This is a genomic window from Exiguobacterium sp. UBA3491, from assembly GCF_002377745.1.
In the GTDB taxonomy this organism is placed as follows: domain Bacteria; phylum Bacillota; class Bacilli; order Exiguobacteriales; family Exiguobacteriaceae; genus Exiguobacterium_A.
The window spans coordinates 227,947-242,267 of record NZ_DFQK01000012.1 but is presented as its reverse complement, the minus strand read 5'-3'; the positions used below and the strand labels follow the sequence as shown (position 1 = coordinate 242,267).

General features: G+C 46.3%; 15 protein-coding genes. 7 read left to right on the top strand and 8 right to left on the bottom strand.

Annotation, left to right across the window (positions count from 1 at the left end; translation table 11 throughout):
* Nucleotides 1-13 precede the first annotated feature (13 nt).
* Complete coding sequence (locus B4F99_RS04305; protein ID WP_214855391.1) at nt 14-811, bottom strand: hypothetical protein; 798 nt, start codon at nt 809-811, stop codon at nt 14-16.
* A gap of 141 nt (nt 812-952) precedes the next feature.
* Between B4F99_RS04305 and B4F99_RS04300 the strand changes: the two genes are divergently transcribed.
* The 3 genes from B4F99_RS04300 (at nt 953) to B4F99_RS04290 (ending at nt 3,830) form a co-directional block, all read left to right on the top strand.
* The gene (locus B4F99_RS04300; RefSeq protein WP_290755539.1) at nt 953-1,393 is read left to right on the top strand and encodes an RrF2 family transcriptional regulator; all 441 of its coding nucleotides are present in this window, start codon (nt 953-955) and stop codon (nt 1,391-1,393) included.
* A gap of 92 nt (nt 1,394-1,485) precedes the next feature.
* The gene (locus B4F99_RS04295; protein ID WP_290755537.1) at nt 1,486-2,499 is read left to right on the top strand and encodes a hypothetical protein; all 1,014 of its coding nucleotides are present in this window, start codon (nt 1,486-1,488) and stop codon (nt 2,497-2,499) included.
* Nucleotides 2,500-2,525: 26 nt separating this feature from the next.
* Nucleotides 2,526-3,830: an LD-carboxypeptidase gene (locus B4F99_RS04290; RefSeq protein WP_290755535.1), complete on the top strand. Its 1,305-nt coding sequence runs from the start codon at nt 2,526-2,528 to the stop codon at nt 3,828-3,830.
* Nucleotides 3,831-3,873: 43 nt separating this feature from the next.
* Here the strand turns inward: B4F99_RS04290 and B4F99_RS04285 are convergent, their stop codons facing one another.
* Nucleotides 3,874-4,197 (bottom strand): hypothetical protein, encoded by a 324-nt coding sequence (locus B4F99_RS04285; RefSeq protein WP_023467783.1) that lies wholly within the window; start codon nt 4,195-4,197, stop codon nt 3,874-3,876.
* A gap of 91 nt (nt 4,198-4,288) precedes the next feature.
* Between B4F99_RS04285 and B4F99_RS04280 the strand changes: the two genes are divergently transcribed.
* Entirely contained in the window at nt 4,289-4,714 is a 426-nt protein-coding gene (locus B4F99_RS04280; RefSeq protein WP_290755534.1) for a DUF2621 family protein, read from the top strand.
* 42 nt (nt 4,715-4,756) lie between these two features.
* Here B4F99_RS04280 and B4F99_RS04275 read toward each other — a convergent pair whose 3' ends face one another.
* Complete coding sequence (locus B4F99_RS04275) at nt 4,757-5,236, bottom strand: CcdC family protein (protein WP_214855384.1); 480 nt, start codon at nt 5,234-5,236, stop codon at nt 4,757-4,759.
* A 16-nt stretch (nt 5,237-5,252) separates the two neighbouring features.
* Nucleotides 5,253-5,951, bottom strand: a complete 699-nt coding sequence (locus tag B4F99_RS04270) for a cytochrome c biogenesis CcdA family protein (protein ID WP_035408688.1) — start codon at nt 5,949-5,951, stop codon at nt 5,253-5,255.
* A gap of 220 nt (nt 5,952-6,171) precedes the next feature.
* On the opposite strand from B4F99_RS04270, the gene B4F99_RS04265 reads away from it, so the two are divergent.
* The 3 genes from B4F99_RS04265 to B4F99_RS04255 all read left to right on the top strand — a co-directional run bounded on the left by B4F99_RS04265 (nt 6,172) and on the right by B4F99_RS04255 (nt 8,066).
* Complete coding sequence (locus tag B4F99_RS04265) at nt 6,172-6,366, top strand: aspartyl-phosphate phosphatase Spo0E family protein (RefSeq protein WP_290755531.1); 195 nt, start codon at nt 6,172-6,174, stop codon at nt 6,364-6,366.
* A gap of 196 nt (nt 6,367-6,562) precedes the next feature.
* Entirely contained in the window at nt 6,563-6,859 is a 297-nt protein-coding gene (locus tag B4F99_RS04260; protein WP_290755530.1) for a hypothetical protein, read from the top strand.
* 304 nt (nt 6,860-7,163) lie between these two features.
* A complete protein-coding gene (locus B4F99_RS04255; RefSeq protein ID WP_035408692.1) occupies nt 7,164-8,066 on the top strand; it encodes an SH3 domain-containing protein in 903 nt (300 codons plus the stop codon).
* 59 nt (nt 8,067-8,125) lie between these two features.
* Here the strand turns inward: B4F99_RS04255 and B4F99_RS04250 are convergent, their stop codons facing one another.
* The 4 genes from B4F99_RS04250 to tkt form a co-directional block, all read right to left on the bottom strand.
* Nucleotides 8,126-9,889, bottom strand: a complete 1,764-nt coding sequence (locus tag B4F99_RS04250) for an ABC transporter ATP-binding protein (RefSeq protein WP_290755528.1) — start codon at nt 9,887-9,889, stop codon at nt 8,126-8,128.
* On the bottom strand, nt 9,886-11,637 hold the full coding sequence (locus B4F99_RS04245) for an ABC transporter transmembrane domain-containing protein (RefSeq protein WP_290755526.1): 1,752 nt from the start codon (nt 11,635-11,637) through the stop codon (nt 9,886-9,888). The genes B4F99_RS04250 and B4F99_RS04245 overlap by 4 nt, the downstream gene beginning before the upstream one ends.
* Before the next feature lie 120 nt (nt 11,638-11,757).
* Nucleotides 11,758-11,988 carry a YneF family protein gene (locus B4F99_RS04240; RefSeq protein WP_012370001.1) on the bottom strand — a complete coding sequence of 77 codons (231 nt, stop codon included), beginning with the start codon at nt 11,986-11,988 and terminating at the stop codon, nt 11,758-11,760.
* Between the two features lie 123 nt (nt 11,989-12,111).
* Nucleotides 12,112-14,100: a transketolase gene (gene tkt, locus B4F99_RS04235; protein ID WP_214855376.1), complete on the bottom strand. Its 1,989-nt coding sequence runs from the start codon at nt 14,098-14,100 to the stop codon at nt 12,112-12,114.
* Between the last annotated feature and the right edge of the window lie 221 nt (nt 14,101-14,321).

Sequence of the window (14,321 nt, the reverse complement as noted above, 5' to 3'; positions counted from 1 at the left end):
ATCGCTTTTCTCGTTAAGATGGTAATTGATTTGCCGCTACGAACGGACCGAACAGGACCGGTAGCGGATCGAGTCGTTGCTGGATGTCTGCAATGAAGTTCGTCGATCCACTGACGAAGACGATCGGATCATTCGCTGTGATCATCGTCAGGAATTCCTGCATCTGCTGTTCCCATCCTTCTTGACGAATGTGGTGGACGATCATGCCTTTCGTCGTCAAGGAGAGGACATTTGCTAACATTCGTTCTGCCAGTTCTTCAGCTGAGACATGTAATAAGGTCGTTTTCCGACCGCTTAAGAGAGCATGCCTTGCTTCATCAATGACGGCTCCTAGATGATGTTCTTCTGCGATCAATAAGATATCTTGTTGCCGCCAATTTTCAGCACGGCGGTATTTACAAAAATGCCGACACGTATCGACAAGTTGATGATGGACGATGGACCATGCTTGAAGCAAAAGAGCATCTTCCTCAAGTGCATATTCAATCTGAACGGCTTTTAAAATTTCATGACTGATGATGTCCGGGTACGTCAGCAGAAACGATTTCGTCTGATTGATTTCGTTCAATAAAATCAATTTGAACAGTTCACTCGATTCATGCTGATTGGTAATTTGGTTCAGTAATTGACTTAGGCGTAAAATCCGCAGAGCCCGAGTTCCTTCCTGAGCCCCCGCTTCTCGAAGCGCGCGCAATTCTTCTTCGTACGTCGCCTCGAGCGAGTCATAGAAGCGCGTCGCGATCCGCAATCCCTTTTGCTCCATCGATGGACCTAGCTGTTGCAAAAGGTGTAATGCCTGATCGAAATGCATAATTTAACCTACCTTTCACCATCCATTATGCGTGAATCCACTCTCAAAAACAATCTCTAAAATGCATCTTATTTTTTGCACATTGAAAGTTGTAAATGCTTGCGTCCCCCCCCTAGTATGTGTGTTAAGTAGGTGATGAAAATGCGCATGACACGTTATACGGATTACGCGATTCGGTCCCTGCTGTTCGCAGCAGCTCATCCCGATCGTTTAGTCCGAATCCAGGAAGTAGCGGATTGTTACGACATTTCTAAGAATCATTTGATGAAAGTAGTCTATCGTTTAGGACAGAGTGGTCTGATTGATTCTGTCCGTGGTCGTGGAGGTGGTTTTCGATTAGCGAGCCCTCCGGATGCAATTCATATCGGTGACGTCGTACAACTCTTTGAACCAACCGTTCATTTTCTCGATCCGCAAGAAGGTATTTATGAAGTTCCTTCGCTCGATCCGGCACGTGATGCTTTCGATGATGCCATTGCGGCGTTCCATCAAGTACTCAACAGTTATACAGTACACGATTTGCTACATCCGACAGCTAATACTCATCCCCAAATACTTGAAATGATTCCGAACCGCGATTGAGCCGGTTCGGAATCTTTTTTTATTCCGTCCTCGCTCAATTGCGATTTCTCAAAACGCTCGTGGTATACTTATATAAGAAAGGAGGGGTACAGATGAACCCTCAAGAAGAACTCCATCTTTTATATCTTCGCTTAAAGGAAGAAGAACCCTCCGTTACACGCGGTGAGGCCTTATGGGCCATCTTTGAGGAAACAGCTGATGATTCACTCCGCTTCCTCTCCTTATGGACGTTTTCACAAAATCAATTTGATCTAGGACACTTCCGATCATTTCTCGTGTCCTTCACGCTCTTAATGGAATGGATCCGAAAAGACGAGATGACACTGACTCCAAAACAAGAACTTGATTTGTACTGGAACTATAAGTCCTATTTGATCTATATGGCAGAACAAGAAGACGTGACGGTATCGCTTCTCGAAGAAGATCTTGACCGATTCATCGATTTTTGTGACGCGCATGGATTCGCGCGCACACGCGACTATATTAGCTTCATGGTTTACAGCAAGCTCGGTGACGAGGAGCAAGCCGATCACTATTTATCGGAATGGGTCGACGCACCAAGCGACGAACTCAGTGATTGCCCATCCTGTGAAGCCTTCAGCCGGATGACATATGCAATCGAACGTGGATTCGAAGATCGCGCCTTACTTCTTTATGCGGCACTGCGACATGAACGCGGTTGTTCACGGATGCCAGATCAGGCTCATCCATACATCCTGCCATTATTCCTTAGTCGCAAAAAAGAACGTTTTGATTGGAGCGAACGCTTGATTGAAGAAGTCAAACGTGGTGAAACACTCTTTACCGGTGGCGATGAGCCTTATCATTTATATGCGAAGATGTATTACGACACAAACTATACCTGGTTGATGGAGGAGAAAAAACAGTTGATTCCATTCCTAACCGATCGTGGATATCTCCAGTTCCTACTCGCTCACTATGCATTCGCCCATCGACAATCCCTTGGTGAGGAAGCGTCGTATCTCGCAGCGCTCCGGACGAACTTATATGAAATCGCTCAATCTCTTGATCGTCGGATCGAAGGTGTCTTCTACTTGAATCTCGTTGAGCGTGAACTGAAACGGATCACCCAGTTCGTTGCTTAAATCTCATTCGTAAAGGAAGTGTCTTCATGTTAGATCATGTCCAACTCGCTATGCCGAAAAATGAAGAAGATCGCGCCCGTGCATTTTATGCCGGGCTTTTACATATGAAGGAAGTCGATAAACCTGCTGGTGTTCAAAAAAGTGGTGGTGTTTGGTTCAAAGACCACGGTACAGCGCTTCACCTCGGCATCGAGGAGCCATTCTCTCCTGCTAAAAAAGCGCATCCCGGATTGACCGTCGCTACATTTGAAGAATTGAGTGATCGCTTGCAAGACGCCGGTTATCCCGTTGAGCATGATACACGACTTGCTCCGCGCCGTCGTTTCTTTACAGCGGACCCATTCGGTAACCGATTGGAAATCATTTCCGCTCATCTTCCGACCTTAACGCCGAAGAAGCTGACAGATGGTTCACATATCCGCCTAGTCGCCCCCGCTTCGAGCCTCTCGACAGTCGAGCTGAAGATCATTGACGATGCAATCGAGACACTCGAATCATTCGGATTACGCGTCTCAATCAGTCAACATGCGCGTGCTGTCAATCCGTTCGGCTCCAGTGATCCCGAGTTACGCGTTGCAGATCTCCATGCCGCGTTCGCTGATCCGAACGTCGATGCGATCCTTTGCGTTCGCGGTGGGTTCAGTACGAATGAACTCGTCGATTTACTCGATTATGAACTGATTCGGACGCATCCGAAGATTCTTTGTGGCTTCTCTGATATCACGGCGCTCAGTCACGCCATTTTGACGAATACAGGTTTAGTGACATACTCTGGACCAATGTTACGGGCTTTCCGTGATCGTGACGCCTATACGATTGATTATTTCAAACAAGTCTTATTCGGAACGGACCCGGTTACAATCAAGCCGTCGATTCATTGGCGGGATTCGGATCGCGGACATGTCATCACGTTACCGAACAAAGGACCGATACTCTTATCTCCGGGACAAGCGAGCGGTCGTCTGATCGGTGGAAATCTTTGCACCTTGAACCTCCTTCAAGGCACGTCGCACTTCCCTGATTTGCGGGATACCATCTTGTTCCTTGAAGACGATTACGAAGTCCACCCAGCGACGTTCGCCCGTGATTTCGCCTCTTTGATGGCGCAACCAGGCGCCGAGACAATTCGTGGGATCGTCTTCGGACGGTTCCAACTCGCAACGAAGATGACGGAAGAACATCTGCGCTACTTGATTTCACTTTACCCATCACTAAAACAGATTCCGGTCCTTGCGAATGTCGATTTTGGACATACGAGTCCTTTGTTTACGTTCCCGATCGGTGGACAGGTTGACCTTCATGACGAGGTCATCCGACTTCATATTTCTTAAATATCAAAAGAAGGAGACGCGGCAATCCGCATCTCCTTCTTTTTTAATAGTCGAGCAATCTCGAAGCGTCGATTTGACGTTTCGACCCATCCGCGAACATCTCGAGTGTCGCAAAAATCTGGTCATTTGCCCATTCATAGTGAAGTAATGTGAAGTCTTCGAGTGTCGAGACCGTCTTGAACGTTTTCCCGACCGTAAACGCACGCTTCCGGCTCGCATCTTCTGCCGGAACGGTGACGAAGATGACTGTAATCTCCTCACCCTTTGTATCATAATAGAATTCAACGATCCGACCGTCCGCTGTTTCAGGTAAGACACCTTTACGGGGCTGTCCGGTCTCGTCCAATTGTACATATGGTTGCAGCATTTTTTCGCCTCACTTTCTCCGTCATTCATCATAGCACGTCCACCTGATTTATGCTAATCTATATTTGATGTGAAAGGGGGATGAGTCGCGCATGGAATGGTTCATGAACGGGATTCTGCTCTGGGGCTTTATCATGATTACACTCATGGCAATCGGCGGGGTTTTCATGTTCCGGAAGTTCCTCAAGAAGTTGCCGAAAGAAGACGGTAAATCGATGATGGACTGGGAAGATGAGTACATCGACAAGACACGACACCTTTGGACGGATGAGACGATGGAGTTATTGAACGCTCTCGTCATGCCGGTCCCATCGGCATTTCGTGATGTCGCACGCCGCAAGATTGCCGGGCGGATCGGACAGTTCGCACTCGAGGAACGGGCGACAGAGATGACATCTGAACTGGTCGTCAAAGGGTATATTTCTGCGACGCCGAAACGCGATCATAAATTCTTGAAAAAAGCTTTGACGGAGCACGCCATCGACTGGCGAGACTACGCATTATATTTCCAAAATTGAAGGATGCACGAAAAAACCGCCGAAGTCACCTTCAGCGGTTTTTTATTGGGGTAAATGTGCTACAGACACGGTGCCCGATTTCACCTTTTTGAATTTGAGATACATCGCGAAGCGCCACGGGGCAATCATACCGAAGGCGACGAGATAAAAGATCCCACCCGTCTCGAAGATGTCGATTTGCCCTCCGATAAAGAATTTCGCAATCGTCCGAATGAATAAGATGCCGAATAAGACGATGAAAAACGCTTTCGAACGTTGCAGATAAATCTGCCCTTCCGCTTCATAAAAATTGGATGTCTTGATCAAAAAGATACTGAAGATGGCTCCAATGAGCAACGCTTCTGCTACCTCCGTCCATGTCAGACGGGAAGCTGGGTATAAAAACTGTAGCATTCCCGTTGACATCGCAAACGGTGGGATCAAGATTTTTTTAGCGTTCGTCGGTTTTGCTGATGCCTTCACGCGAATAAAGCTGATCAGCAAACCCATGACGAGCGCTACCCCAGTTGATATCCAAATCATCCAATCACTTCCTTGATTAAAATCCTGTGAATCCGACGATGTCACTCATCCATGCCGCGAATTTACTGAGACCGTCAAAATACAGCATGACACCGAAGACCATCATCAAAGCTCCACCGAATTTCGTTAATTTCAGACTATACTGCACGAACAGACGCGAACGACCTACGAAAAATGCCATTAATAAGAAAGGAATCGAGAACCCAAGGACGTACGCGAGCATGTAGAACATACCTTGGCTCGGATTGGTCGCAGCTAATCCGATGACTCCTGCGAGAATCGGACCTGTACACGGTGTCCAACCAGCCGCAAAACCGATTCCGACGAGTACCGTTCCGACGTATCCCCCTTTTCGTTCCCCAAGATTCAGTTTCTTTTCACGCATCAAGAATGTCGGTTGCCATAACCCGACGAGAACGACACCGAACACGAAGATGACGAGTGCCCCGACCATCCGTAACGTATCCCGATATGTGATAAAGACATCTGCGAACAAGGATGTCGAGAGTCCGAGCACAGCGAAGACCATCGCAAATCCAACGAGGAAAGCTAACGTGTGAAACAGGGATCGCCTTTCCCGTACCCCTCGTTCCTTCAAATCCGTGACCGACACTCCTGTAATATAGGAGAGAAATACAGGATACAGCGGCAACGTACACGGAGAGACGAATGATAACAAACCGGCTCCGAACGCTAACCACAATGAGAGCTCCATATGAGCATCCCCTTTCTTTACTACTATAGAAGAAGTTCCTTCTCTATTTTGCCAAACTCCTCTGCATTTAGCACCTATTATCTCATAGAAAGTTGCAAAAGATTCGTGTCCGCCAAAATTACAAAAAAATTACATTTCGTCAATTTTACTGAAATCTCGTTGCATCTAGTAAATGGACTTGCTAGAATATGGATACGACACCAATGTAAGGGAGACCGCTATGACGACACAACAACTATTGACGTTAGCCATTGAAGCCAAACGTAGCGAATTATATCATCAAGCTGACCAGTCCAGCATCACCTCCCCGCGTGTTTTGCAACTTAGCCATGAACTCGACGTCCTACTTTTAGAATATTCACGGACGGTCCAAAACTATACCATTCACGGTTCAAACGAACCGCTCTTATCCTAATGCACGATCTAGTCAGCATTCGAGTGCGAATGCTGACTTTTTTATGACTTCTTATTTCTGATGGAGGTGCTTTATGTCTACTCTTACGTTCTTAGCTAGTTCCCGTCCCTTTTATGTACCTGACGATCTTCCTCGATTATACGTAGATGAAGTCGAACCGCTTGAATATGTCTCATTGAAGTAAGGACGATTCACGATGTCTTACCTTTATACGATTGATGGTGCTGATCAATGGGAGTTCATGATTTACTTAGAGCGTTATATGGAAGAAGGAGATGTCCTCGAATTACTCTACATTGAAAATCAAAATGACAGCATGCATGACCATCTACCGTCCGCTCCACTAGTAGAGCCGATTGACATCAATATTCAACAACGAACGTACCAAACGATTCACGGCACGTTTCAGCTTTCCGCTAACGATTGGATGCAGGAATTGTACCATCGTTCCTATCTGACAGCGTTTGGTGTGACGACGATCGTCAAGTATTGATCTGCATATCACCTATTTCACTTTTTCATCACTAGACGATAAAAGGATGACATAGTTTCTATATTTAAGTCTTTTTCCTTTTAAATTGTTCGAATATTTCATCGAAAGTAAGTCAAAAGACCTATAAATGTCTATTTTTCATAATTATTATGTCCTACCGATGACAAAAACCCTTCTTTTGCAATCTTCTTGTCATACAAGCTTAGTTTGTAACTCGAATGACATTGACCTGTAAACGCACAAGTCAGATTTGCCGTGTAAAGTAGGAACAGTAAACACAGCATATGTCAGGAGGACATCAATAATGAAAAAAGCAGTTTTCGCTGCCGGTCTTGCAGCAACAGCTCTATCAGTAGGATTTGCCCAAGAGACAGAGGCTGCCTCAGAAACGGTAACAGTAAATACACCAGTACTCAACGTACGCACAGCACCTACAACTGCATCAGCAGACGTAGGCAATGTATATAAAGGTCAAACATTAAATGTCGAAGGACGTTCTGGCGCATGGATCCAAACACACATTAACGGTCAAAAACGTTATGTCCATGGCGCGTATACGTCTGCAGCAGGCTCATTCGACTTTAAAAAAGCTACAGTTACTACGGCAGTATTAAATGTCCGTACACAACCAACGACAAGCTCGAAAGATGTCGGTAACCTCTACAAAGGTGAAAAAGTCAACGTAGAAGGTAAAGTCGGTGCATGGATCAAAACAACAATCGACGGTAAAACACGCTATGTACACAGTGCATATACAACACTCGGTAGCGTAGCGAAAGCACCAGCAGCTCAACCAGCTGCGAAGCCAGCGGCTCAACCGGCTGCGAAGCCAGCACCAAAAGCAGCAGCTCAACCAGCAACTGCAACAAAACAATCAACACCTGCAAAATCAGGTACAAAAGTGACGATGAACGTCAGTGCTTACACGAACGATCCATCTAACAATGGTAGCCAACTCTACAACGGTCGTGCGTTGACAGCAAGCGGTTATGACGTTACAAATACGATCACGTACAATGGTATGCGTATCGTAGCAGCTTCTTCGCAATATCCAATCGGTACACGTATGCACATCGAAGGCATTGGTGAAGCAATCGTACTCGACCGTGGTGGCGCAATCCAAGGTAACCGTCTTGATCTTCTCGTTGGTTCACAACAAGAAGCACTCAACTGGGGTCGCCAAAACGTCACAGTTACAGTCTACTAATCAAAACAAACAACCTGCCGGGCGAGATCGCCTGGCAGGCTTTTTTTATAGCTATTTTTTTAAGAGACCGTTACATGACCAGATTGCAGTTGATACATCTTCTTATACAATCCATCTTGCGCGATCAATTCTTGATGGTTACCTTGCTCGATCACTTCCCCTTGATGCAATACAAGAATCAAATCAGCATCTTGAATCGTTGATAATCGGTGGGCAATGGCAATCGTCGTCCGACCCTCACGCATCCGTTCGAGCGCCACTTGGACTTTTTCTTCCGTTTCCGTATCAATCGAACTTGTCGCTTCATCGAGAATCAGGATTTTCGGATCCCGTGCCATTGTGCGTGCGAAGGAAATCAACTGACGTTCCCCAGCGGAGAACGTCGCCCCCCGTTCCGCAACGGGACTGTCATATTGCTGATCGAGTTGATTGATGAATCCGTCGGCTTGTACGAATTTAGCAGCCGCTTCGACACGATCAAAGGAAATCGAACTATCGAATAATCGAATGTTATCCGCGACCGTTCCCGTGAACAAGAATGAATCCTGCAGGACGAGTCCGACATGCTGTCGTAGTTCTTCTTCTGATAACTGCTCGAGCGGTTGACCATCGATCAAGATCCGACCCGATTGGTACGCGTAAAAACGCATCAAGATATTGATGATTGAACTTTTCCCACTTCCCGTATGACCAACGAGCGCAATCGTCTGTCCTTTTTTCGCCTCGAACGAAATCCCTTTCAAGACATCCTTCTCTCCGTCATAACTAAAGCGCACGTCTTCAAAGACGATATGTCCTTCCGACACTCGTGCATCCCCTTCAAGTTGTTTCGTTGGTTCTGGCTCATCCGTATCGAGCACCTTGAATACACGGTCTGCTGAGACGACAGCTTGCTGGAACTCGGACAACCGTTGCATGATTTGCTGAACCGGTTGGAAAATTCGCTCCATGTAACTGATGAAAGCGTAAACGACACCGACTTGGACTGTTTGCGAGAATGATAAGACACCAAAGTACGTCACAAGTGTCGCAATCGAAATGGCGAGTAACAATTCGATGATGGGTCGTAGTAACCAGCTATCAAGCTTTAAGTTCTTGTAACGACCGTTTTGATGAGCGACGTTCGTCTCTTCGAATTCTGCCATTAGACGCTTTTCTTGGCGGAACTGCTGGATGATCGCCATCCCGTTGATCGATTCATTCAGTTGGGCATTGATTTTCGACAGTAAATCGCGGACTTCCGCGTAATACTTCGTCGAATACTTCCGGTAAATCCAAATGATGAAATAAAACAATGGTAACAACAATAACGCAATCGTCGCGAGTCGCGGTTCTAACAGATAGAGGAAGATATATGTCCCAATCAACTGGACACCGCTTTGCACGAATGTCGATAAGACACCGATGTAAAGTTCTTTAATCGCTTCCGTATCGTTCGTGATCCGGGAGACAAGTACCCCAGCAGGCGTTCGATCAAAATAAGCGAGTCGTAAGTGCATGACGTGTCGGAATACATCGATACGCAAGCGTTGAATGACTTGTAAGGCAATCTTTTGGAACTCAAATGCTTGCAAGTAATCGACAATGATCCCTGTTGTATGCAATAACAAGTACGCCGTAAACAAAAGTGCAACTTCCTTTACCGGATACGTACCCGGTGCGACATATTCATCGATAAAAATCTTGACGAGATACGGTCCCCCGAGTTTTGCCGCTGTCGTAATGAACAGCAGGATGAAAGCGATGCTGACTTGCTTTTTGAACGGTTTGACGAAATCAAGCAATCGTTTCAGGACGGCTTTTTCATTGATATCATGATTCATTCAGAACGCCCTCCTTGTTCAACGAGTGATTCTAGTTGCTGGCGATCGTACGTCTCTTTATACCAACCGTCATGAGCGAGTAATTGCTCATGTGTTCCTCGCTCGATGATCCGACCGTCTTCAAGGACGATGATCTCATCGGTATGCGACACAGCCGATAATCGGTGGGCAACGATGATTTGCGCTTGATCGTGATCCGCCGTACGGAAGTGGTGGATGATCGCTTCTTCGGTTTTCGCATCGACCGCAGACAAGGCATCATCGAGTACTAAAATCGGACAATCCGCTAATAATGCTCGGGCAATCGAGATCCGTTGTTTTTGACCGCCAGATAACGTCACCCCACGCTCCCCGACCATCGTCGCGTATCCTTCCTTAAATCCAAGAATATCCTCATGGACTGCTGCAATACGTGCCGCTTCCATGATGTCTTCCATTGATGCATCCGGTTTTGCAAAGGCAATATTATCGGCAATCGACGCGGAGAATAAGAAATGATCCTGTGGAACGATCGCTACTTGACGACGGACGGTGTCACGCGTCAATTGTTTGATGTCTCGTCCACCAATCGTGATGGCGCCTTGTTTAACGTCATATTCACGCGATAACAAACGAACGAATGTCGATTTCCCGGCACCCGTCTTCCCGACGATTCCGAGCGATTTACCGGGCTTCAACGTCACATCGATCTCTTGAAGGACCGGTTGCGTGTCATAGATGAATCGTTTAATCCCGACATGAAGTTCTGATGATGAGACACTCGTTGCTGCTTCCTTCGCATCTTTAATTTCTGGTTCGATCGCAAGCATCCGTTCGATCCGGTCATAGGAAGCACGACCCCGTTCAACGATGTTGAACAACCAACCGAAGGCGAGCATTGGCCACGTCAATAAACCAAGATATGTAGTGAAGGAAACGATATCACCAATCCGGATTTCGCCTTGTCGTAACAAGTAGGCGCCATAGCCGACCGCGATGATATACGATAGACCGACTAATCCAAAAATCGTCGGATCAAACAGTGCATCAATTTTCGCCACACGACGATTCTTTTGAACGACGTCATCAGACAGATCGGTAAACGTCTGCACGTCGGATTCGACTTCCCCTGTTGCTTTTAAGACACGGATACCACTGATGCTCTCCGCGACCTTATCGTTCAAATCAGAGAACGCTTCTTGCGCGTCATGAAAACGGGAATGTAACATCTTACCGTAGCGTGACGTCAAATAGACCATCAGTGGCATTGGCAAAAGTGACACGAGCGTTAATTTCCAGCTGATCGTCGTGACCATCGTGATGATGACAAAGCTCCCCATCGTCACCGAGTCGACGAGCGTTAGAATGCCGGCCCCCGCTGTCATCGAAACAGCTTGTACGTCGTTCGTCGCATGTGCCATCAAATCTCCACTGCGATATTTCTTATAGAACGATTGATCCAAATCTGAAAAATGACCATACAGTTGACTGCGTAACAATCGCCCGAGGCGAATCGATGCACCGAAAATGTGAAAACGCCAAAAATAACGAATGAAATACGTCGCGACCCCGATGAGTAACAATGTACTAGCTAGACGAATCAAATCATTCTTCGTCAAGCTTCCTTCACTCAGACCATTGACTGTCGTTCCGATGACCTTCGGTGGAATAAGTTCTACCCCTGCCACAAAAATCAAACAGATGACCCCAAGACTATACGCTTTCCATTCTCGTCGGAAAAACCAACCGAGTTTCCTGAAGACTCCCATTCAAGTCTCCCCCCTTTTTTAAATCCTATGATTATTTGAAATAGTCTCACATTTTAGATTAGTTCTCTTTCTAAAAAATAGCAAATAAAAAGGAGACCATTTAGTCCCCTTTCGTACAGCTTATTTTTTAGGTGATTTCATTGAACCACTCATTGAACGCATCACTTGGTTGACTTTCTTTTGTGATGGCTTTTGACCCATTTGCATCATCAATGTCTTAATCATATCTTCGTTGATTGGTGGGTTTTGCTCCAAGTAGTTCATCATGTATCGACGAGCGATATAGAAACCAAGGGCGACACCTGCTACCAAGCAAAGAAGGGCAATTAAAATCCAAATCCATGTAGCCAAGTTGCTTCCTCCTCTAACTTAAAACGTCGCTTTTTACTATACTATAATTCCAATTGTTTGCATAGATGATAATAGATGAAAAACGAGTCCGACGTAAGATCGGACCCGTTTTTCCGGAAATGATTATCCGAGTTGCTTGACAGTCGCTAAAACGTTCTCAACAGACATGCCGTATTCTTTCAAGAGGAAGTCTCCAGGAGCAGATGCGCCGAAACGATCGATTCCGATGACCTGTCCTTCTGTTCCTACATATTTGTACCAACCGAGTGAAGCCCCTGCTTCGATTGCTACACGTTTCGTGATGTGTTTCGGAAGAACCGATTCTTTATACTCTGCTGATTGTGCTTCGAATACTTCCCATGATGGAAGTGAAACGACAGCTGCTGATTCACCAAGTTCTTTTTGTGCTTCGACAAGAAGGTGAACTTCTGAACCAGTACCGAGCAAGAGTGTATCAGCTTTCGTAACGTCACCAGCGATGACATAACCACCTTTTTCAGCACCCTCTGTCGTCGTACCTTCAAGTTCAGGAAGACCTTGACGTGTCAAGACGAGGAGTGTCGGTTTATCTTTTGCTTGAACTGCTGTTTTCCATGCTGCGATCGTCTCTTTTCCGTCTGCTGGACGGTAGATCGTGACGTTCGGCATTGCACGGAAGCTCATCAAGTGTTCGACTGGCTCGTGTGTTGGACCATCTTCACCGACAGCGATCGAGTCGTGCGTCAAGACGAAGATTGATGGAAGTCCCATTAATGCTGCTAAACGAACAGCTGGACGGAGGTAATCCGAGAAGACAAAGAATGTCGCGCCGTAAGGAATGACGCCGCCGTGAAGTGCCATACCGTTGACAGCTGCTGCCATTGCGAATTCACGTACCCCGAACCAGATGTTGCGACCGCTTGGATCGATATCGAAGTCTGCTTCGCCTTTAAGCATCGTGTTGTTTGATCCTGCAAGGTCAGCTGAACCACCGAACAATGTCGGAACGTTCTTCGCGAGACCATTCAAGACTTCACCGCTTGTTTGACGCGTTGCTTTTTTCGACGACAAGTCGTATGTCGGAAGGTCTGCTTCCCAGTTGCTTGGCAATTCGTTTGCGATTGCGCGAACGAGTTCAGCATGCAATTCTGGGTGCGCTGCTTCGTATTGTTTCATCGTCTCGTTCCATGCGTCTTCTGCAGAAGCACCACGTTGGACGACCCGCTCGTCAAACAATGATTTGACTTCTTCAGGAACGTAGAACTCTTCGTGATCCCAAATGTAGCTTGCTTTCGTCAATTTGATTTCTGCTTCACCAAGTGGTGCACCGTGAGAAGCCGACTTCCCTGATTTGTTCGGTGAACCGAAACCGATGACTGTCTTGACTTCAATCAATGTCGGTTTTGTCGTCTCTGCCTGTGCCGCCGCGATTGCTTTCGAAATCGAATCGATATCCGTTCCGTCTTCTACGCGAATGACTTGCCAGTTGTACGCTTCGAAGCGTTTCTGGACGTTTTCAGAGAATGATTTATCGAGATCGCCATCAAGTGAGATATCGTTTGAATCATACAATACGACCAATTTACCAAGACCAAGGTGACCTGCGAGTGAAGCCGCTTCAGCTGAGACACCTTCCATTAAGTCTCCATCTCCACAAATTCCGTATGTGAAGTGATCAACGACGTTGAGATCGTCACGGTTGTATTTTGCTTCAAGATGACGTTCTGCCATCGCCATACCAACTGCCATCGCGATCCCTTGACCAAGTGGACCCGTTGTCGCATCTACACCAGCCGTGTGACGGTATTCCGGGTGACCTGGTGTTTTTGATCCCCATTGACGGAATGATTTAAGATCATCCATCGATAGATCATATCCCGATAGGTGGAGGAGTGAGTAGAGAAGCATAGAACCGTGTCCGGCTGAAAGTACAAAACGGTCGCGGTTGAACCATTCTGGATTTTTAGGGTTGTGGTTCATATGATCCGCCCAAAGCGAGAATGCCATCGGCGCTGCTCCCATTGGCATACCTGGGTGACCCGAGTTCGCCTTTTGTACGGCATCAATCGATAAGGTACGAATCGTATTAATTGCTAATTGTTCTACTGTCGTCATGTTCGTCAAAACAATCATCCTCTCTCTTTTTCACAAATTCCTACTCATTTTAGCATACTCTTAAATGTGATACAACTTTTCTAAATAGTATGTCACATTAAAATGAATGCGCTATCTATAGCCGTTCTATCGACTCATACAGGATGTCTGAATCGATGAATGTCCTCTATTAAGATGTATTGCTATCGTACAATGTTTCCTCACCTACTCACTCTAAACAAAAAAGATACTCGCTCTAA